The 18,437-nt window shown below is 64.3% G+C and carries 18 protein-coding genes; 10 read left to right on the forward strand and 8 right to left on the reverse strand.

The annotated features are described in order from the left end of the window. The first annotated feature begins 3 nt into the window (after positions 1-3). The 3 genes from ACZ5YA_RS28315 to dnaJ all read left to right on the forward strand — a co-directional run bounded on the left by ACZ5YA_RS28315 (position 4) and on the right by dnaJ (position 3,651). Positions 4-408, forward strand: coding sequence for a thioredoxin family protein (locus ACZ5YA_RS28315; protein ID WP_059373781.1), 405 nt, complete (start codon positions 4-6; stop codon positions 406-408). Positions 409-488: 80 nt separating this feature from the next. Further along, positions 489-2,414 (forward strand): molecular chaperone DnaK, encoded by a 1,926-nt coding sequence (gene dnaK / locus ACZ5YA_RS28320; protein WP_054450039.1) that lies wholly within the window; start codon positions 489-491, stop codon positions 2,412-2,414. Positions 2,415-2,523: 109 nt separating this feature from the next. After that, a complete protein-coding gene (gene dnaJ, locus ACZ5YA_RS28325; protein ID WP_059373782.1) occupies positions 2,524-3,651 on the forward strand; it encodes a molecular chaperone DnaJ in 1,128 nt (375 codons plus the stop codon). Between the two features lie 296 nt (positions 3,652-3,947). Here dnaJ and ACZ5YA_RS28330 read toward each other — a convergent pair whose 3' ends face one another. Both ACZ5YA_RS28330 and ACZ5YA_RS28335 read right to left on the reverse strand, forming a co-directional pair. After that, the gene (locus ACZ5YA_RS28330) at positions 3,948-4,337 is read right to left on the reverse strand and encodes a DUF4148 domain-containing protein (protein ID WP_251877685.1); all 390 of its coding nucleotides are present in this window, start codon (positions 4,335-4,337) and stop codon (positions 3,948-3,950) included. Positions 4,338-4,623: 286 nt separating this feature from the next. Continuing rightward, positions 4,624-7,380 (reverse strand): M16 family metallopeptidase, encoded by a 2,757-nt coding sequence (locus ACZ5YA_RS28335; RefSeq protein WP_280015039.1) that lies wholly within the window; start codon positions 7,378-7,380, stop codon positions 4,624-4,626. A gap of 121 nt (positions 7,381-7,501) precedes the next feature. On the opposite strand from ACZ5YA_RS28335, the gene ACZ5YA_RS28340 reads away from it, so the two are divergent. The 3 genes from ACZ5YA_RS28340 to ACZ5YA_RS28350 all read left to right on the forward strand — a co-directional run bounded on the left by ACZ5YA_RS28340 (position 7,502) and on the right by ACZ5YA_RS28350 (position 9,401). Continuing rightward, positions 7,502-8,101: a GNAT family N-acetyltransferase gene (locus tag ACZ5YA_RS28340; protein ID WP_059373786.1), complete on the forward strand. Its 600-nt coding sequence runs from the start codon at positions 7,502-7,504 to the stop codon at positions 8,099-8,101. Between the two features lie 249 nt (positions 8,102-8,350). Continuing rightward, entirely contained in the window at positions 8,351-8,728 is a 378-nt protein-coding gene (locus ACZ5YA_RS28345; RefSeq protein WP_054450052.1) for a hypothetical protein, read from the forward strand. A 115-nt stretch (positions 8,729-8,843) separates the two neighbouring features. Beyond that, complete coding sequence (locus tag ACZ5YA_RS28350) at positions 8,844-9,401, forward strand: GNAT family N-acetyltransferase (protein ID WP_118932862.1); 558 nt, start codon at positions 8,844-8,846, stop codon at positions 9,399-9,401. A gap of 110 nt (positions 9,402-9,511) precedes the next feature. On the opposite strand, the gene ACZ5YA_RS28355 is transcribed toward ACZ5YA_RS28350, so the two are convergent. After that, positions 9,512-10,684 (reverse strand): vWA domain-containing protein, encoded by a 1,173-nt coding sequence (locus tag ACZ5YA_RS28355; protein WP_059373788.1) that lies wholly within the window; start codon positions 10,682-10,684, stop codon positions 9,512-9,514. Between the two features lie 41 nt (positions 10,685-10,725). After that, entirely contained in the window at positions 10,726-11,607 is an 882-nt protein-coding gene (locus tag ACZ5YA_RS28360) for an AAA family ATPase (RefSeq protein WP_059373789.1), read from the reverse strand. A gap of 176 nt (positions 11,608-11,783) precedes the next feature. On the opposite strand from ACZ5YA_RS28360, the gene ACZ5YA_RS28365 reads away from it, so the two are divergent. Together ACZ5YA_RS28365 and ACZ5YA_RS28370 are read left to right on the forward strand one after the other, a co-directional pair. Next, entirely contained in the window at positions 11,784-12,137 is a 354-nt protein-coding gene (locus ACZ5YA_RS28365; RefSeq protein WP_013391872.1) for a c-type cytochrome, read from the forward strand. A 12-nt stretch (positions 12,138-12,149) separates the two neighbouring features. After that, positions 12,150-12,512: a c-type cytochrome gene (locus ACZ5YA_RS28370; protein WP_054450058.1), complete on the forward strand. Its 363-nt coding sequence runs from the start codon at positions 12,150-12,152 to the stop codon at positions 12,510-12,512. A gap of 150 nt (positions 12,513-12,662) precedes the next feature. Here ACZ5YA_RS28370 and ACZ5YA_RS28375 read toward each other — a convergent pair whose 3' ends face one another. Next, on the reverse strand, positions 12,663-13,088 hold the full coding sequence (locus ACZ5YA_RS28375) for a DUF1841 family protein (protein ID WP_042796603.1): 426 nt from the start codon (positions 13,086-13,088) through the stop codon (positions 12,663-12,665). A gap of 203 nt (positions 13,089-13,291) precedes the next feature. On the opposite strand from ACZ5YA_RS28375, the gene icd reads away from it, so the two are divergent. Next, complete coding sequence (icd, locus tag ACZ5YA_RS28380) at positions 13,292-14,548, forward strand: NADP-dependent isocitrate dehydrogenase (RefSeq protein WP_054450062.1); 1,257 nt, start codon at positions 13,292-13,294, stop codon at positions 14,546-14,548. 211 nt (positions 14,549-14,759) lie between these two features. Beyond that, positions 14,760-16,301, forward strand: coding sequence for a methyl-accepting chemotaxis protein (locus tag ACZ5YA_RS28385; protein ID WP_464091500.1), 1,542 nt, complete (start codon positions 14,760-14,762; stop codon positions 16,299-16,301). Here ACZ5YA_RS28385 and ACZ5YA_RS28390 read toward each other — a convergent pair. The 3 genes from ACZ5YA_RS28390 to ACZ5YA_RS28400 form a co-directional block, all read right to left on the reverse strand. Continuing rightward, positions 16,279-17,178: a 4-hydroxy-tetrahydrodipicolinate synthase family protein gene (locus ACZ5YA_RS28390; RefSeq protein ID WP_059373791.1), complete on the reverse strand. Its 900-nt coding sequence runs from the start codon at positions 17,176-17,178 to the stop codon at positions 16,279-16,281. The two genes, ACZ5YA_RS28385 and ACZ5YA_RS28390, sit on opposite strands and share 23 nt — an antisense overlap. A gap of 3 nt (positions 17,179-17,181) precedes the next feature. Then, positions 17,182-17,505 carry a hypothetical protein gene (locus ACZ5YA_RS28395; RefSeq protein ID WP_251877679.1) on the reverse strand — a complete coding sequence of 108 codons (324 nt, stop codon included), beginning with the start codon at positions 17,503-17,505 and terminating at the stop codon, positions 17,182-17,184. A 145-nt stretch (positions 17,506-17,650) separates the two neighbouring features. Continuing rightward, a complete protein-coding gene (locus tag ACZ5YA_RS28400) occupies positions 17,651-18,427 on the reverse strand; it encodes a TorF family putative porin (protein WP_118932858.1) in 777 nt (258 codons plus the stop codon). Between the last annotated feature and the right edge of the window lie 10 nt (positions 18,428-18,437).

Here is an 18,437-nt window from a genome sequence, read left to right on the forward strand (position 1 = left end):
GCCATGACGGATCCCCGGTTCGACCCCGCCCAGATATTCCAGGTGTTCGGCATGCGCCATGTCGACACCGAGGGATTCGACGCGGCGGTGGTGCAGGCGCCGGGGACGGATCTGCGCTGCGTGTTCCTCTGGGGACAGGATTGCTATAACTGCAATATTTTCAAGCAGACCGCCTTGCTGCATCGGGACGCGCTGCTGGAATTGGGGCTGACCTGGTTCGAAGCCGATGTCTACGCGGACGAAGCGCTGGGAAGGCGCTTCTCGCTGCATGGCGTCCCCACTTTCGTGCTGTACCGCGCCGGCAAGCGGCTGGGCCGCGTCACCGGCTGGCCCGGCCTGCCGCAGTTCACCGCGGCCATGCGCCGCCTGCAGGAAACGGCTGTAGAAAAATCCGGCCAGGCGTCTTGAAAAACCCTGCGGGCAGCCCCAGTTATGTGGGGACAAGAAGTTTCTCCCTATTTTCATAGATTCAATCAAGGTAACCGACCATGAGCAAGATTATTGGCATTGACCTGGGCACGACCAACAGCTGCGTGGCTGTCATGGACGGCGGGCAGGTCAAAATCATTGAAAACGCGGAAGGCGCTCGCACCACCCCCTCCATCGTCGCCTACATGGACGATGGCGAAACCCTGGTCGGCGCGCCGGCCAAGCGCCAGGCCGTGACCAACCCGCGCAACACCCTGTATGCGGTGAAGCGCCTGATCGGCCGCAAGTTCGAAGAGAAGGCGGTGCAAAAGGACATCAACCTGATGCCCTATGCCATCGTCAAGGCCGACAACGGCGACGCCTGGGTGGAAGTGCGCGGCAAGAAGATGGCGCCTCCCCAAGTGTCGGCCGACGTGCTGCGCAAGATGAAGAAGACCGCCGAGGACTACCTGGGCGAAGAAGTGACCGAGGCCGTCATCACCGTGCCCGCCTACTTCAACGACAGCCAGCGCCAGGCCACCAAGGACGCCGGCCGCATCGCCGGTCTGGAAGTCAAGCGCATCATCAACGAACCCACCGCTGCGGCGCTGGCGTTCGGCCTGGACAAGACCGAAAAGGGCGACCGCAAGATCGCCGTCTATGACCTGGGCGGCGGCACGTTCGACGTGTCCATCATCGAAATCGCCGACGTGGACGGCGAAAAGCAGTTCGAAGTGCTGTCGACCAACGGCGACACCTTCCTGGGCGGCGAAGACTTCGACCAGCGCATCATCGACTACATCATTGCCGAGTTCAAGAAGGAACAGGGCGTTGATCTGTCCAAGGACGTGCTGGCCCTGCAACGCCTGAAGGAAGCCGCTGAAAAGGCCAAGATCGAGCTGTCCTCGGCGCAACAGACCGAAATCAACCTGCCGTACATCACGGCGGATGCCTCGGGTCCGAAGCACCTGAACCTGAAGATCACCCGCGCCAAGCTGGAAGCGCTGGTCGAAGAACTGATCGAACGCACGATCGAGCCCTGCCGCGTGGCCATCAAGGACGCCGGCGTGAAGGTTTCCGACATCGACGACGTGATCCTGGTCGGCGGCATGACCCGCATGCCCAAGGTCCAGGAAAAGGTGAAGGAATTCTTCGGCAAGGATCCGCGCAAGGACGTGAACCCCGATGAAGCCGTCGCCGCCGGCGCCGCCATCCAGGGCTCCGTGCTGTCGGGCGACCGCAAGGACGTGCTGCTGCTGGACGTCACCCCCCTGTCCCTGGGCATCGAAACCCTGGGCGGCGTGATGACCAAGATGATCCAGAAGAACACGACCATCCCGACCCGGTTCTCGCAGACCTTCTCGACCGCTGACGACAATCAGCCGGCCGTGACGATCAAGGTGTTCCAGGGCGAGCGCGAAATCGCTGCGGGCAACAAGGCCCTGGGCGAGTTCAACCTCGAAGGGATCCCGCCGTCGCCCCGCGGCATGCCGCAGATCGAAGTCACCTTCGACATCGACGCCAACGGCATCCTGCACGTGTCCGCCAAGGACAAGGGCACCGGCAAGGAAAACAAGATCACCATCAAGGCCAACTCGGGTCTGTCGGAAGACGAGATCCAGCGCATGGTCAAGGATGCCGAGGCCAACGCCGAGGAAGATCACCGCGTCGCCGAACTGGCTCAGTCGCGCAACCAGGCCGATGCGCTGGTGCATGCCACCCGCAAGTCGTTGACCGAGTATGGCGACAAGCTCGAGGCTTCCGAAAAGGAAGGCATCGAAGCCGCCATCAAGGAACTGGAAGACACGCTGAAGGACGGCGACAAGGCTGCGATCGACGCCAAGGTGGAAGCCCTGTCGACGGTTTCGCAGAAGCTGGGCGAAAAGATGTACGCCGACATGCAGGCGCAGCAAGCCGCCGGCCAGCAGCAAGCGGCCGACAACGCGAAGCCGGTGGACGACAATGTCGTCGACGCCGACTTCAAGGAAGTCAAGCGCGACCAATAATGGCCGGGCGCTGACCTGCCTCTGCCGCCCGGTAGCCGGAGAAATCCGCCTACCGGGCGTACTCATTCTGTAGCACTGAAAAGAAGGCTCGTTTTCGAGCCCACGGATCATGGCAAAACGTGACTATTACGAAGTCCTGGGCGTTGCGAAGAACGCCTCGGACGACGACCTCAAGAAGGCCTATCGAAAGCTGGCCATGAAGTACCATCCGGACCGCAATCCGGACAGCAAAGAAGCCGAAGAGAAGTTCAAGGAAGCCAAGGAAGCCTACGAGGTCCTGGGTGACGATCAGAAGCGCGCCGCGTACGACCGCTACGGCCACGCGGGCGTGGACCCCAACTCCGCCGGCATGGGCGGCGGCATGGGTGGCGGTTTCGCCGACGCCTTTGGCGACATCTTCGGCGAAATCTTCGGCGGCGGCGGCGGTGGCCGTCGCGGCGGCGGCCCGCAGGTCTACCGCGGCGCCGACCTGAAGTACGCGCTGGAAATCACGCTGGAGCAGGCCGCGGCCGGCTTCGACACCGAGATCCGCGTGCCCAGTTGGGAAAACTGCGACACCTGCCACGGTTCCGGCGCCAAGGCCGGCACCTCGCCCAAGACCTGCCGCACCTGCGGCGGCTCGGGCGCCGTGCGCATGCAGCAGGGTTTCTTCAGCGTGCAGCAGACCTGCCCGACCTGCCATGGCAACGGCAAGGAAATCACCGATCCCTGCCCCGCTTGCGACGGCGTGGGCCGCATCCGCCGCAACAAGACGCTGCAGGTCAAGATTCCGGCCGGCATCGACGACGGCATGCGCATCCGCTCCAGCGGCAACGGCGAGCCCGGCATCAACGGCGGCCCTCCGGGCGACTTGTATGTGGAAATCCACATCAAGCAGCACAAGATCTTCCAGCGCGACGGCGACGACCTCCATTGCGAACTGACCATCCCGTTCACCTCGGCGGCGCTGGGCGGCGAGCTTCAGGTGCCGACGTTGGGCGGCAAGGCCGAGATCTCGATCCCCGAGGGCACGCAGTCCGGCAAGACCTTCCGCCTGCGCGGCAAGGGCATCCGCGGTGTGCGCGGCAGCTATCCGGGCGACCTCTACTGCCACGTGGTGGTGGAAACGCCGGTGCGCCTGAGCGACGACCAGAAGAACATCCTGCGCCAGTTCGAGGCTTCGCTGAATGATGGCGGCGACCGTCATTCGCCGCAAAGCAAGTCCTGGACCGACCGGGTGAAGGAATTCTTCAGCTGAACTGGCTGAAGCATGCAAAAAGCCGCGATCATGATCGCGGCTTTTTTTTGCCTGAAGAGGACGTCGAGGCACGGGCGGTGCGCATATGAGAAGACCGCGGCTTGCGCCGCGGTCCATTGCTACTGCTACTGCTACTGCTACTGCGAGTACTGCAACTTCAACTTCAAACTTCAGCTTCTACTGCTACTTTCACAGCTACTACTGCTTCTACTGCTACTTCTACCGCCGCTGTCGCCGATAAAAACCGGCCTCAAACCATGATGCCGTCCGAGGCCGGCCGGGCCACAGCAAGCAGCTCACCGGGTGATCGGCGGGTACTCGAGTTCGCCGAACGTATATTGGCCGCTGGCCTTGGCTTGCGCCAGTTCCTGCTGGACTTCAGCGCGGCTCTTGGCGCTGGCGGGGGCGGATACGGCCGCCGGGTATTCCAGTTCGCCGAAGGTGTATTGACCGCTGATCTTGGCTTGTTGCAGCTGGGCTTGCACTTCCTGCGAGCTCAGGCTGGTGGTCTGGGGCAGGGCGGGCGGGTAGTCCAGCTCGCCGAAGGTGTACTGGCCGCTGATCTTGGCTTGCTGCAGTTCAGTGGCGACCTGAGCGCTGCTCTTGGTTTGTTCAACGCCGGCGGCTTGGGCGCCAACGCCAACCAGGGCCAGGGATAGCAGCAGGGTGGTGGTTAGGGTTTTCATGGTAGACCTCCAATTCGTCTTGGTTGGGGACCGAATCCGGCGGCCCTCCGTCGTGGTTCGTTGTGTGTTCCCGATGACTGAATTGTGATCGCTATCCCACCTGGGATAAACCCGTATTCCTTGAAAACATCTTTCCAAATAATCGAGTAATCATGTTCGCTTTTATGATTTCATCCATTTTTGGCATAGTCAGGGGGCGTTCCAGTGAATTTTGGTGAGCTGCCCCAGATCGGAAAGCCAAAAAAAGCCCCGCCGCAGCGGGGCTTTCCAGAGGGGACAGGCTTGCTCAGGGCGCCGCCTTCTTCTTGAAGTCGCCGGCAACCGCCGTGCTGAAGCCGTCCGCACGCAGGGTCTTGCGCATAGCGGCATTGACCGAATCGGCCGTCAGCGCAGAGATCTTCTTGTCCATGTCGGCCGACCAGGCGAAGGTGCGGCCGCGCTGCATGTAATCCAGCCAGGTGCTGGCCAGGACGTCGTCCTGGGCGCGGGCCAGGTTGCGGTAGTTCAGCAGGGCCGTGATGCCGTCCGAGATTTCCTTGTCCGTGAAGCCATCCTTCAGCACGCGCGCCAGTTCTTCGCCGATGGCCTTTTCCAGGCGCTCGCGGTTTTGCGGCGCATAGATGGCGTACATGGTCCAGCTGGCGGAGGGCTCGAACGACGAGACCGACAGCGAGCTGCGCACGTTGTATGAGAGGCCTTCGGTTTCGCGTACGCGGTTCCACAGGCGCGAGGTTTCGGAGGCGCCGAACAGGTAGTTGGCCAGGTACAGCGCGGCATAGTCCGCGTCCGTGTCCTGCAGCTTCAGCGGCATGCGCGAGATGTAGAACGCATTGGCCTTGTCCGGCGTGTCGATGTCGAACTGCTTGGCGGGAATGTCACGGTACGGGTTGGGCACGCGGGTGTAGGCGGGCGCCTTCTTCCAGCCGGCCAGTCCGGTCTTGAGCGCCTTTTCCACAGCTGCGGGCTCGAATTCGCCAACCGCCGAGTACTCGATGTTGCCGGCGCCGTAGAACTTGGAATGGAACTTGACCAGGGCGTCGCGGTTCAGGGCGCGCACGCCGGCCAGCGATTCCTCGAAGGTCGGCACGTAGCGCAGGTCATTGGCGGGCCACGGGTTGTCCTGGCGGGCCAGCGCGCGTCCGGCCAGCGCCGACGGTTCGGTCATGGCGTTCTGGATCGAGGTTTCGAGCTGGCGCTGATATTCCTCCAGTTGCTCCTTGGGGAAGTTGGCGTTGCGGACGATGTCCAATGCCAGCGCGGTGAGTTCGGGCAGGTTTTCGCCCTTGGTCGACATGGCGATCTTGAGCGTGGTGCCGCCGCCGCTGAAGCCGAGTTCAGCCTGCAGCTTGTCCAGGCGATCCTGGATGTCCTGGCGCGACAGCTTGGCCGTGCCGCGGGTCAGCAGGTCGGCCACGGCGCTGGAATTCACGCGTTGGCCGAGCAGGTCCTTTTCATTGCCGAACTGGATCAGCATCTGCGCCTGCACCCGGTTGCCGCGCGTGGCCTTGGGCAGCAGCGCCAACTGCACGGGGCCGTTGGGCAGGTCCAGCTTCTTGCGCTGCGTCAGCTTATCGATGTTCTCGGGCGTGGGGTCGAAGGCCGAGGCGGCCTTGAAGTCCGGATCGCCCTTGTAGTCCTTGAAGACGGCCGTGAGGTCCACGCGTTGCTCCTGCGGCGCGCGCACGGGTTTCTCGGTGGGGATGTAGCGGCCTTCGATGCTGTTGCTTTGGACCAGGTAGGTAGTTGCGGCGCGCTGCACCTCGGCCAGCGTGGCCTTGCGGGCGCGGTCGCGCTGCAGGAAGAACAGGCGCCAGTCGCCGGCGGCGATGGCTTCGGACAGCGCCACGCCGACCTGTTCGGGATCACTATAGGTCTGTTCCCAGGCAGTCAGCCATTTGCTGCGGGCGCGGTCCAGCTCTTGCTGCGTGAAGGGCTTCTTGTCCAGGGTCTGCAGCGTGCCGGTCAGCGCCTTCATGGCGGCGTCCAGGCTCTTGCCCGGCGTCAGCTGGGCGGCGAACATCGCCAGGCCCGGGTCCAGGTTTTCCATGGTGAAGCCGAACACGCCCGAGGCCAGCTTGGTCGGAACCAGGGCATGGTAGAGACGGCCCGAGGGCGTGTCGGCCAGGATGGTGGCGGCCAGGTCCAGCGGCACGAAGTCGGCGCTGCCGGCGGCAGGGATGTGGTACATGGCCGCGACCAGCGGCGTGCCGCCCGTGCGGCGCAGGGTCACGGAACGTTCGCCGTCCTGCGCGGGTTCAACCGTGTACTCGGGCGGGAGCTTGCGCTCGGGCTTGGGCAGCTTGCCCAGCGTTTCCTCGATGTCGGCCAGGGTCGCTTGCGGGTCGAACTTGCCCGCTACGATCAGCACGGCGTTATCGGGCTGGTAGTACTCGTGATAGAAGGCGCGCAACTGGCCGATGTCCACGTTCTCGACGTCGGAACGGGCGCCGATGGTGTTCTTGCCGTAGCTGTGCCACTGGAAGGCCGCGGCCTGCATCTTCTGCATCAGGATGCGGAAGGGGCTGTTTTCGCCGCTTTCCATTTCGTTGCGGACCACGGTCATTTCCGAGTCCAGGTCTTCCTTGGCGATCAGGGAATTGACCATGGCGTCGGCCTGCCAGCCCAGGTACCACTTGAGCGTGTCGGGGTTGGCGGCGAAGCTGGCGAAATAATTGGTGCGGTCGCTGGAGGTCGAACCATTCGCCTGCAAGCCGCGGCGCGAGAACTCGCCCATGGCGTTGCGGGTGGTCGAGGTGCCCTTGAACAGCATGTGCTCCAGCAGGTGCGCCATGCCCGTCTGGCCGTAGTTCTCGTTGCGCGAGCCCACCAGGTAGGTCATGTTGACGGTGGTGGACGGCTTGGATTCATCGGGAACCAGCAGCACTCTCAGGCCGTTGGCCAGGCGGTATTCGGTGATGCCTTCGATCGAGGCGGCCTCCGAGACGCCCGCCGGCAGGCTGGCGGCGCCGGCCTGAAAGGCCAGGAAGGAGGAAAACAGCAGCACGCTCAGCGGGCGCGGCAGCTTCGACAGGGACAGGCGCATGGCAGACAATTCCTTTGGCATGGCAGAATCCGTTGGAGTGTATACGTTGGCAATGGTTCAGGGGCGCGGCGCGGTGTTGTCCGCGGCGCGCGGCCCCGGACCGCAAGCAAGGAAGTCCGTCATGTCTCTATCCCTGGAAGTCGAAACGCCGCGCCTGGTGCTGCGCCAATGGCGCGCCGCCGACCGTGAACCTTTCGCGGCGCTGAACCAGGACCCCCGCGTCGCCGAGTACCTGCTGCCGCTGAATGCACAGGAAAGCGATGCGCTTGCCGACCGGCTGGCCGCCGGCATCGACGAGCATGGCTGGGGCTTCTGGGCCGTGGAAGCGCCGGGCGTGGCGCCTTTCATCGGTTTTGTCGGCATCAAGCCTCTGGCGCCCACCCTGCCGTTCGCGCCAGGCGTGGAGATAGGCTGGCGCCTGGCGCAGCGGCACTGGGGCAAGGGCTATGCCAGCGAAGCGGCCGAGGCGGCCTTGCGCGCGGGGTTCGAGCAGGTGGGACTGGATGAGATCGTGGCCTTCACGGCCACGGGCAACCTGCGCTCGCGCGCGGTGATGGACCGCTTGGGCATGAAGGAGGATCCGGAAGGCTTCGACCATCCCGCCGTGCCGCTGGGGCATCCTCTGCGCCGGCATGTGCTGTACCGGATCGGGCGCGAGGCCTGGCGCGGACGCGAAAATGGTGACGCAGAAGCAGGCTCCACGCCGGTTGCGGCGGCATAAGGCGCCAGGAGCGCCGCCAATCCCGGATGGTGCAATGCGGAATGGCGAATTTCCGGGCTGATTTGAGGTATCCCGGCCTGCGGGTGTAAGCTTTTCAGGACGCAGTACCAGTTGCTGACGGGATGCGCGACAGCCCGCCCACAGGCTTCCCGTCCAACGCCAGACGCCGCTTTTTGCGCGGCGCCGGTGCTTGTCGTTCGCGCCTTCGCCGCCGGCATCCTGCCGGCGCACTTACCGGAGGAACGACCCATGCTGACCGAGATCGTCACGCGTGCCTTGTCCCAATTGACCGGCAGCCCATTGAGCGGCGACGGGATCAAAGGACAGTTTCAGTACGCCTATGCCAGTGATGACGGCCAATTCGTGGCCATATTGACCCATGACATGACCACCTATGTGGTGGACTTGAGCACACAACGATATTTCGCGGAGTGCGGCGGCTCGCCACGGGGCTTCGCCGGGCACGTGCTGGAAATGGAAGGCGCGGCGGCGCGCAGCCATCCCTGGCCCGCCGCCAACGATCTGTTCGACCTGGATATGGATGCGGATGAGCTTGCATGGCGCAACTGCCCCGGCTTGCGTGGCGAGCCGCCCGCCGCCCGATCTGCTGAGAGCCGCGCCGCCTGAGAGTGGCCAGAAGCGGCAAGATCCAATTGAACCGGCGGCTCCGCCGGTTTTTTTTGTCCGTAGCGGCCGCGGACCCAATAGCCGCAAGGCTGCGCGGGTCGCTACAATTTGCGCCATGACTACGCACGCCGAAACCCGCGCGCCGGATGGCGCAACCCTGGTCGATTGCACGCATGAGCGTCATGCCGACCAGATACTGGCCATATTCAACGACGCCATCGTCAATTCCACCGCGCTGTACGACTACAAGCCGAGGCCGCGCGAGGCGATGCAGGGCTGGTTCCAGACCAAGCGGCAGGGCGGTTTTCCAGTGCTGGGGTACGAGAACGCAGCCGGCGAGCTGATGGCCTTCGCCAGCTACGGCACCTTCCGCGCCTGGCCGGCCTTCAAGTATTCGGTGGAGCATTCCGTGTACGTGGACGGCCGTTTTCGCGGACTGGGGTTGGGCGAGGCGCTGATGCGCGAGCTGATCCAGCGGGCGCGCGTCAATCAGGTGCACGTGCTGGTCGGCGGCATCGACGCGAGCAACCAGGGCAGCATCCGCCTGCACGAGAAGCTGGGCTTCAAGCATGCGGGCACCATCCGCGAGGCAGGCTTCAAGTTCGGACGCTGGCTGGATCTGGCGTTCTACCAGCTGACGCTGGATACGCCGGAACAACCTGTGGATGGATGAACACCCGTTTACCCATCATCGCTGTCGGGAACGGGTCTTGCCATCGCGTGATGGGTTGCGCGCGACGGGCTTCGGAGTTCTTGCCTGGGGACTCTCGCGCTACACCCATCCTACTTCGATAGCACGCGCATGGCCTGTTCCAGACCGGCGACCGTGACGGGGTACATGCGGCCCTGCATGATGTCGCGCATCAGCGCGATGGACTGGCGGTATTGCCAGGACGCGGTGGGCTCGGGATTGAGCCAGACCGATTTGGGCCAGGCGTCCAGCAGGCGGCGCATCCATTCGGCGCCCGGCTCCTTGTTGTAGTGTTCGACCGAGCCGCCCGGCTGCAGGATTTCGTAGGGGCTCATGGTGGCGTCGCCGACGATGATCAGGCGCCAATCCGGGTTGTACTTGCGCAGCACGTCCCAGGTGTCGAAGCGTTCATTCTGGCGCCGGCGGTTGCTTTGCCACAGGCTTTCGTACGGGCAGTTGTGGAAGTAGTAAACCTCCAGGTTGCGGAACTCGCTGCGCGCCGCCGAGAACAGTTCTTCGACGCGTCCGATGTGGTCGTCCATGCTGCCGCCCACGTCCAGCAGCATCAGCACCTTCACGGTGTTGTGGCGTTCGGGGACCATGCGCAGGTCCAGGTGCCCGGCATTGCGCGCGGTGCTGGCGATGGTGTCGTCCAGGTCCAGTTCCATCTCGGCGCCTTGCCTTGCGAAGCGCCGCAGGCGGCGCAGCGCCACCTTGAAGTTGCGCGTGCCCAGCTCGACCTGATCGTCGTAGTCCTTGAACTGGCGCATGTCCCAGACCTTGACCGCGCTGCGGTTGCCGGCCGAGTCGCCGCCCACGCGTATGCCCTCGGGGTGGTAGCCGCCATTGCCGAAGGGCGAGGTGCCGCCGGTGCCGATCCATTTGCTGCCGCCGGCATGGCGTTCCTTCTGTTCCTCCAGGCGCTCCTTGAAGAGCTCCATCAGCTTGTCCCAGCCGTGCTTTTCGATCGCGGCTTTTTCTTCCGGGCTCAGGCTTTTTTCGAACTGCTTGATGAGCCAGTCCAGCGGAATTTCCTTGCCTGGGGGCAGGGCGGCCGCGATGCCCTTGTAGTAGGCGCCGAAAGCCTTGTCGTAGCGGTCGTAGAGCGCCTCGTCCTTGACCAGCGTGGCGCGCGCCAGGAAGTAGAACTGGTCCAGCGTGGGCGCCATGAGATCCTGGCGCAAGGCGTCCACCAGGGTCAGGTATTCCTTGACCGAGACGGGCAGCTTGTGCGCCCGGAGATGGTAGAAGAAGTCGATCAGCATTTGCGGCTGCCGGTAGTTGCTGGCGGAACGTTGCTGGCGGATCAGCGGCGCTGGCCGCCGCGCGTCATGGCTGCCAGGCGTTCCAGCAGGTGCACGTCCTGTTCGTTCTTGAGCAGCGCGCCGGCCATCAGCGGCACGGCCGTGGCCGTGTGCGCGTCGATCTCGGCGGCGGTCGAGCCTTCGGCCAGCAGCAGGCGCAGCCAATCCAGCAGTTCGGATGTGGACGGCTTTTTCTTCAGGCCCGGCGCGTCGCGCAGCGAGAAGAAAGTATCCAGCGCCGCGCGCAGCACGTCCTGCTTCAGGTGCGGATAGTGCACGGCCACGATGTCGCGCATGGTCTCGCGGTCGGGGAAGCGGATGTAGTGGAAGAAGCAGCGGCGCAGGAAAGCGTCGGGCAGGTCCTTTTCGTTGTTGGACGTGATGATGACCAGCGGACGATGCCGCGCCGAGATGGTCTCGCGCGTTTCGTACACGTGGAATTCCATGCGGTCCAGTTCGCGCAGCAGGTCGTTGGGGAATTCGATGTCGGCCTTGTCGATCTCGTCGATCAGCAGGACCACCGGCTCGGCCGACTGGAAGGCCTGCCACAGCGTGCCTTGCACGATGTAGTTGCGGATGTCGCGGACCTTTTCGTCGCCCAGCTGCGAGTCGCGCAGGCGCGACACCGCGTCGTATTCATACAGGCCCTGGTGGGCCTTGGTGGTGGACTTGATGTGCCACTGCAGCAGCGGCCGCCCCAGCGCGCGCGCCACTTCCTCGGCCAGCATGGTCTTGCCGGTGCCGGGTTCGCCCTTGATCAGCAGCGGACGCTGCAAGGTGAGGGCGGCATTGACGGCGAGTTTCAGGTCATCGGTGGCGACATAGTTGTCGGTCCCGTCGAAGCGGTCTGGCGAGGCGGAAGTAGCGGACTGGGCTGCGGACATGGTCTGATGGCTTCTGAGATTTGACGGTGATCAATACCATGGTAAAGGTATTAATCCTGAGCAATTATCGTACAATCAGGCGGTTTTGCTTTGGGTTCGACCCGCAACGTGTTTGCCGAGGGCCTTTTCGTGTGAGCAGGCCCTAGTCCTTAGCCATACCAAGAAGAGCCATTCCAATGAAGTTGCGAACCTCTCTGAAGTACACGGTATCCGTGTTGGCCGCGATGGCATCCTGTGCGATCGCCGGCCAGTCTGTTGCTGCAGACGCAGCAGTGGTCGGTAATGTCCAGAACGCCCGCGACAAGGTTTCCATGTGCATCGGTTGCCACGGCATCGAAGGCTACAAGGCAACGTTTCCCGAGCTGTACCACGTGCCGATGATCGCTGGGCAGAACGCCAAGTACATCGAAACCGCCCTCAACGAGTACAAGAAAGGCGCGCGCAGCCATCCCACGATGGACGCCATTGCCGGCAGCCTGTCCGACCAGGACATCGCCGATCTGGCCGCGTACTACTCGAATCTCAAGTAAGGGGGCAAACACATGAATCGCTACATGCTTGCCCTTGCGGGCGCGACCCTGGCCATGACGGGCGTTGCCGCCCAGGCGCAGGACCTGGCGGCCGGCAAGGCCGTCTTCGACAAATTCAACTGCGCTTCCTGCCACGGCGCCGACGCCAAGACGGCCGTGGATCCGGCCTATCCGACGCTGGCCGGCCAGCACGCGGACTACCTGGTCCACGCCCTGAAGGCCTACAAGCGCGGCGCCTCCGGCAGCGCGGCCACGGCCAACGTGCGCAAGAACCCCATCATGGGCGCGTTCGCGACCCAGCTGTCCGACCAGGACATCTCCAATGTGGCGGCCTGGCTGTCGGCGCAGCCGAGCGACCTGGGCGTGCGCAGGTAAGCCGGCCGGAACCGTTCCGCAAACAAGAAAGCCCTCAGTCGAGGGCTTTTCTTTTTCCGCCGGGCCGTCCCAAGGAAAAAAAGCCCCCTCGGGGGGCAGCAAGCCGAAGGCGCAGCGTGGGGGCTTTTCTTTTGGACGCGGGGGCGGCGCTCAGCGGCTGGCGCGTTGGCGGATCAGGTCGATGTAGGTGTCGCTGTCCAGCGGGGTGCCCAGGCGCTGCGCTTCCCAGACGACCTGGCCCAGGCATTCCATGATTTCATGCGCGGCCTGGTGCGCGTCGCTGCGCGCCACCAGCTGCTGGTAGGCCTGCCGGATTCCCGGCGGATGGTCGATGGACAGTTGCTCTGCAATGGCCAGATGCATGGACAGGTGCAGAAAGGGATTGGTGCGGCCCTTTTCCACCGAGTATTCAGCCGTCATGGCCTCGGGGTTTTCGAGGTCGCCGTGGTACTCGGGATGTTCGATGATCCAGTCCAGCGCGATGGCCTCGAGCGGCGTCAGCACTTCGGAGGCGCGATGCTTGCGCCAGGTTTCGATAAAGAATTCGCGGACTTGGTCGCGTGAGGGATTGAACATCTGAAGGGGCTGAAAAGCGGGCTGGTGATGCATTATTTTACCGCCGCGTGCGGGCCGTCAGGCCTGCTGGCCTCTTTGCGATATAGAATTGGTTGCTATCGGCCATCCAGTGCGTGGTTCCTGAGGGCGATCTTCCCCGCTGGAACGGACGCTTCCCGATGCCGGCGCGTGCAGAAAAACCACTCGGAGCAAATGGAGCATTCATGTCCTACCAACATATCAAGGTTCCCGCTGGCGGCCAGAAGATCACGGTCAACGCCGATTTCTCGCTGAATGTGCCCGATCAGCCCATCGTCCCCTACATCGAAGGCGACGGCACGGGCGCTGACATCACCCCGGTGATGATCAAGGTCGTCGACGCGGCGGTGCAGAAGGCCTATGGCGGCAAGCGCAAGATCCACTGGATGGAAGTCTATGCCGGCGAAAAGGCCACCAAGGTCTACGGCCCGGACGTGTGGCTGCCTGACGAGACCCTGGACGTCGTCAAGGATTACGTGGTGTCCATCAAGGGCCCGCTGACCACGCCGGTGGGCGGCGGCATCCGTTCGCTGAACGTGGCCCTGCGCCAACAGCTGGACCTGTACGTCTGCTTGCGTCCGGTGGCGTACTTCAAGGGCGTGCCTTCGCCGGTGCGCGAACCCGAAAAGACCAACATGGTGATCTTCCGCGAGAACTCGGAAGACATCTACGCCGGCATCGAATACATGGCCGAAAGCGAACAGGCCAAGGAGCTGATCCAGTTCCTGCAGACCAAGCTCGGCGTGAAGAAGATCCGCTTCCCGAACACTTCGTCCATCGGCATCAAGCCGGTGTCGCGCGAAGGCACCGAGCGCCTGGTGCGCAAGGCCGCGCAGTACGTCATCGACAATGACCGTACGTCGCTGACCCTGGTGCACAAGGGCAACATCATGAAGTTCACGGAAGGCGGCTTCCGCGACTGGGGTTACGCGTTGCTGCAGAAGGAATTCGGCGCCACCCTCATCGACGGCGGCCCGTGGTGCAAGTTCAAGAACCCGAAGACGGGCCGCGAAGTCATCGTCAAGGACGTGATCGCTGACGCCTTCCTGCAGCAGATCCTGCTGCGTCCGGCCGAATACGACGTGATCGCCACCCTGAACCTGAACGGCGACTACATCTCGGACGCGCTGGCCGCGCAAGTGGGCGGCATCGGCATCGCCCCGGGCGCCAACCTGTCTGATTCGGTCGCCATGTTCGAAGCCACCCACGGCACCGCGCCCAAGTACGCGGGCAAGGACTACGTGAACCCCGGTTCCGAAATCCTGTCGGCCGAAATGATGCTGCGCCACATGGGCTGGACCGAAGCCGCGGACCTGATCATCTCCAGCATGGAAAAATCCATCCTGTCCAAGAAGGTCACGTACGACTTCGCGCGCCTGCTCGAAGGCGCGACCCAGGTGTCGTGCTCGGGCTTCGGCCAGGTGATGATCGAAAACATGTAATCGACAGCGCGGCTCAAAAGCCGCCACGACGAAAGAACGCAAGGCAAGCGCGCCTTGCGTTTTTTTTATGGGCCTTGCGTTAGATCAAGCGCCCCGCGCAGTCTTGGTGAAAACCCTGGTGCTGTCCCTTATTCTGACGGAACACATACATAAACCGTCACATTCTGCCTTGATTGGTTTCATTGGCCGGGTGAAGAAGGATGAGAGGACTATGAAGAATTCCAGCTTGCGCAGGGAACTGCTGTGGTTTGTGTTCGCAGTCGGCGCCGCCGTGCTGGCTTTGGGCTCCTGGGACGCCTGGGAGCGGCGCGCCGAGATGGTGGCCGAGCGCAAGACCGAGCTGCGCCACGTCCTCGATCTGGCCTCCAGCATCGTGCGCAACGGCAAGCAAAGCGTAGGCGAGGGCATGCCCCTGGACGAGGCCAAGCGCAATGTGGCGCGCCGGCTGGCGCAGCTGCGCTATGGCGAGGACGGCTACGTGGGCGCCTTCGGCGACGGCTACGACCTGCTGGTGCACCCCGATCCCAAGCTGGTCGGCACCAACGTCCGGGCCGTCAAGGACAGCGCCGGGCAGCCGATCTTCGAAAACCTCTATGCCCAGGGCAAGGCCGGCGGCGGCTATACGCGCTACCAGTTCCCGCGGCCGGGAACGGATCAGGCGCTGCCCAAGATCAGCTACGCCGCCTATGACGCCGATTGGGGCTGGTTGTTGTTCACGGGCTTGTACGTGGATGACGTCGACCAGGCGTTCCACGCCACCTTATGGCGCCAGGGCGGCGTGACGCTCGGCCTTCTGGTGGTGCTATTGGCGGCGGCGCTGCGCTTTTTCCGCAGGCACATCCTGAGTCCGCTGGACCAGGCGGTGGCGGTGTGCGAGCGCGTGGCCAACGGCGACCTGTCGGGCAGCGTGCCGCGCAATCAGCGCGGCGAGATCGGCCGCCTGTTCGACGCCTTGGCGCGGATGCAGCAACGCCTGGACGGGGCGGTGCGCAGCATCGTGCATTCCACGGCATCCATTGCCGCGGCCTCGCGGCAGATCGCGGCGGGCAGCATGGACCTGTCGGACCGCACCGAGAAGCAGGCCGCCGCGCTGGAGCAGACGGCCGCCAGCGTGGAGCAGATCACCGCGACCGCGCAGCAGAGCGCGCAACACGTGCGCGAGGTCAGCGCGCTGGCCGGCCAGGCAGCGCAACTGGCCCGGCAGGGCAGCGATGAAACGCAGCATGCCATCGACGCCATGCGCGAGATTTCGCATAGCTCGCAGCGCATCGACGAGATCATCCGGCTGATCGACGAGATCGCGTTCCAGACCAACATCCTGGCGCTGAACGCCGCAGTGGAAGCGGCGCGGGCCGGAGAACAGGGCCGGGGCTTTGCCGTAGTGGCGGGCGAGGTGCGCGCGCTGGCTCAGCGCTCGGCCACCGCCGCCAAGGAGATCAAGACGCTGATCGAAGCGTCGGCGGATTCGGTGGCACGTGGCAGCCAGCGCGTCGAGCAGGCCAGCGCGACGATGGGCAACGTGCTGGAATCGGCCGCCACCAGTGCGCCGCTGATGGGGGAGATCGCCACGGCCTCGGCCGAGCAGAGCGTGGGCATCGAACAGATCAACCAGGCCGTGACGCATCTGGACGGCGTGACGCAGCAGAACGCCGCGCTGGTGGAAGAGTTCGCCGCGTCGGCTGGCGCTCTGCGCGATCAGGCGGGCGAGCTGGCGAACGCGGTGTCCGTCTTCAAGCTGTCTGCAGCCGGCTAGGCGAGCCCTGCACCACGCTCATGGCCCGCTGCAGGCGCTGCCCGAGTTCACGGCTGGCGCTGGTCATGGGCATGCGCAACTCGTCGGTGATCAGGCCCTGCATCGAGAGGGCGCGCTTGATCGGCGCGGGATTGGGTTCGGCAAACAGCAGGCGGATCAGGCCGCGCAAGGGCTCAAAGAGTTCGCGCGCGGCCTCCGCGTGACCGTCGCGGGCCAATTGCATGACCTCGACATAGCGCTCGGGATAGATATGCGCGGCGGCGGGGATGGCGCCGAGGCCGCCGGCCAGGAAGTGGTCCAGCAGGGCCAGGTCCTCGCCGCATAGCGGGGTCAGCGTGCCGCGCCGGTTCAACGCCGCCAGCACCGCGGGATTGCATTCCTTGACAGCGCTGAAGTTGGGCAGCGCGGCCAGCGCCTCCATGGTTTCGACCGTCATGGTCACGCCAGTGCGCTTGGGGATGTTGTACAGGATGATGGGCCGCTGCGTGGCCCAGGCGATCTGGCGGTAGTGCCACAGTATGCCGGCCTGCGACGGGCCCAGGTAGTAGGGCGGCGGCACCAGGTAGCCGGCCGGCTGGTACTTGTCCAGGCGCCGGATCGCCGTCGCGACGCCGCGCGTGTCCACGCCGCCGGCGCCGAACACCAGCGGCAGCGCGTGCGGGTCGCTCGATACGGCTTCTATCATGTCGATCTTCTCCGGCACGCTCAGCAGATTGCCTTCGCCCGTGGAACCGAACAGCACCAGGCCCGCGATCCCGGCGTTGCGGTAGTAGCGGGCCAGCGCCTGTGCGGCGTCCAGGTCCACATAGCCGCCGCGCATCGGCGTGACCATGGGCAGCCAGATGCCTTCAAATGCGGTCTTGCGTGGCGCGTCCATGGCTTACTGCCCCATCATCGCGTACGCGGGAAGCACCGGGCCGAACTCGGCGCGGGGCAGGCCCGACATCACCGCGTGCATCAGCGCATCCAGTTGTTCGCGTTCGCATTGCAGTTGCAGCACGCTTTGCGCATGGGCATGGTCCACCGACAGCATGTAGACGCCGATGCGCTCGCCCAACGCGCGGTGCAGCGCCAGGCGCACGTTCAGCGCGTCCATCGTGTCTATCCTGATGGTCAGCGCGACCCGTTCGTTGCGGGCGTGCGTAGGCTGCGCGGGCAGGAAGTCGGGCATGGGGGCGTGGCAGGCTTGCAGTCGGGGGATCATGACGGGTAGCGGGGCCGGAGGCGCCGCTTGCGGCGTTCCGGGGATCCGGTTGGTTGATGACGGTTCCACTATAGGAAGCGCGCCGTAAATCCTGCCGATAAAAGCGGACGCGGCGCGTAAAAAACGCGTCAACGCCCGGGCGCTCTCAGAACGTCTTGGTCAGCGACAGCAGGCCCGTCGCGCGGCCCATGTCGCGGCCGCGCGTATTGGTGTAGACGGCGCGGTCGGCGTTGGTGTCCAGGTAGGCCAGCGACACCGACAGGCCTTGGCCGAAGTCCTTCGTCAGCCCCAGCTTCCAGTCCGTGTAGTTGCCGTTGTCGACGTTGCGCACCAGTTGCCGGCCCACGTGCGCGTTCACGGTCAGCCCCCAGACGCCGGTGTCGAAGTTGCCGGACAGGTCGAAGTATTGGCTGTGCTTGCTGTCGGCGAAGCCGAACAGGTTGGTCAGAGAAATGGAGTACTTGAACATCAGCGGCCCGTAGCCGATGCCGGCGTACAGCTCGGTGGTGTCCGGGCTGGTGTAGCCGGAGGGGTAGTCGCCAGGGTAGTAGTACTGCAGGACGCCCAGGTCGACGGGCACGTCCTGCGCGAGATTGCCCTTGTAGCCGCCGTAGAAGTCCATTTCGACGGGCGCGGACACCTCGCTATTGCTGTCGTTGAGCCAGCTGATGCTGGAGTTCCAGTTGCCCAGGTAAAAGCCGCTGGAGTGGGCCAGGTCGAATCCGCCCTGGATGGCGGGCTTGTTATTGCTTTGCATCAGGCCGCGGTAACGGTACTGGCTGGCCAGGGTGAGGTTGGCCGTCAGCGTGAAATCGGAAGCGGCGGGCGCTGCGTCGGCGGGCGCATCGGCGGCCAGCGCGTTGCCGGCTTGCGCGGCGGTCAGGGTCAGCAGCGCGAGCGCGGCCAAGGTGCGGCGGGGCATGAGGGGCTCC

The sequence above is a fragment of the Achromobacter sp. JCM 18799 genome, assembly GCF_055395645.1.

Coding starts and splice junctions, on each gene's coding strand:
- ACZ5YA_RS28395 (WP_251877679.1), bottom strand. CDS start 17,505: ATGATCCCCCGACTGCAAGCCTGCCACGCCCCCATGCCCGACTTCCTG.
- ACZ5YA_RS28385 (WP_464091500.1), top strand. CDS start 14,760: ATGAAGAATTCCAGCTTGCGCAGGGAACTGCTGTGGTTTGTGTTCGCA.
- ACZ5YA_RS28355 (WP_059373788.1), bottom strand. CDS start 10,684: ATGCTGATCGACTTCTTCTACCATCTCCGGGCGCACAAGCTGCCCGTC.
- ACZ5YA_RS28360 (WP_059373789.1), bottom strand. CDS start 11,607: ATGTCCGCAGCCCAGTCCGCTACTTCCGCCTCGCCAGACCGCTTCGAC.
- ACZ5YA_RS28370 (WP_054450058.1), top strand. CDS start 12,150: ATGAATCGCTACATGCTTGCCCTTGCGGGCGCGACCCTGGCCATGACG.
- ACZ5YA_RS28375 (WP_042796603.1), bottom strand. CDS start 13,088: ATGTTCAATCCCTCACGCGACCAAGTCCGCGAATTCTTTATCGAAACC.
- ACZ5YA_RS28340 (WP_059373786.1), top strand. CDS start 7,502: ATGTCTCTATCCCTGGAAGTCGAAACGCCGCGCCTGGTGCTGCGCCAA.
- ACZ5YA_RS28335 (WP_280015039.1), bottom strand. CDS start 7,380: ATGCGCCTGTCCCTGTCGAAGCTGCCGCGCCCGCTGAGCGTGCTGCTG.
- icd (WP_054450062.1), top strand. CDS start 13,292: ATGTCCTACCAACATATCAAGGTTCCCGCTGGCGGCCAGAAGATCACG.
- dnaJ (WP_059373782.1), top strand. CDS start 2,524: ATGGCAAAACGTGACTATTACGAAGTCCTGGGCGTTGCGAAGAACGCC.
- dnaK (WP_054450039.1), top strand. CDS start 489: ATGAGCAAGATTATTGGCATTGACCTGGGCACGACCAACAGCTGCGTG.
- ACZ5YA_RS28400 (WP_118932858.1), bottom strand. CDS start 18,427: ATGCCCCGCCGCACCTTGGCCGCGCTCGCGCTGCTGACCCTGACCGCC.
- ACZ5YA_RS28350 (WP_118932862.1), top strand. CDS start 8,844: ATGACTACGCACGCCGAAACCCGCGCGCCGGATGGCGCAACCCTGGTC.
- ACZ5YA_RS28315 (WP_059373781.1), top strand. CDS start 4: ATGACGGATCCCCGGTTCGACCCCGCCCAGATATTCCAGGTGTTCGGC.
- ACZ5YA_RS28330 (WP_251877685.1), bottom strand. CDS start 4,337: ATGAAAACCCTAACCACCACCCTGCTGCTATCCCTGGCCCTGGTTGGC.
- ACZ5YA_RS28365 (WP_013391872.1), top strand. CDS start 11,784: ATGAAGTTGCGAACCTCTCTGAAGTACACGGTATCCGTGTTGGCCGCG.
- ACZ5YA_RS28390 (WP_059373791.1), bottom strand. CDS start 17,178: ATGGACGCGCCACGCAAGACCGCATTTGAAGGCATCTGGCTGCCCATG.
- ACZ5YA_RS28345 (WP_054450052.1), top strand. CDS start 8,351: ATGCTGACCGAGATCGTCACGCGTGCCTTGTCCCAATTGACCGGCAGC.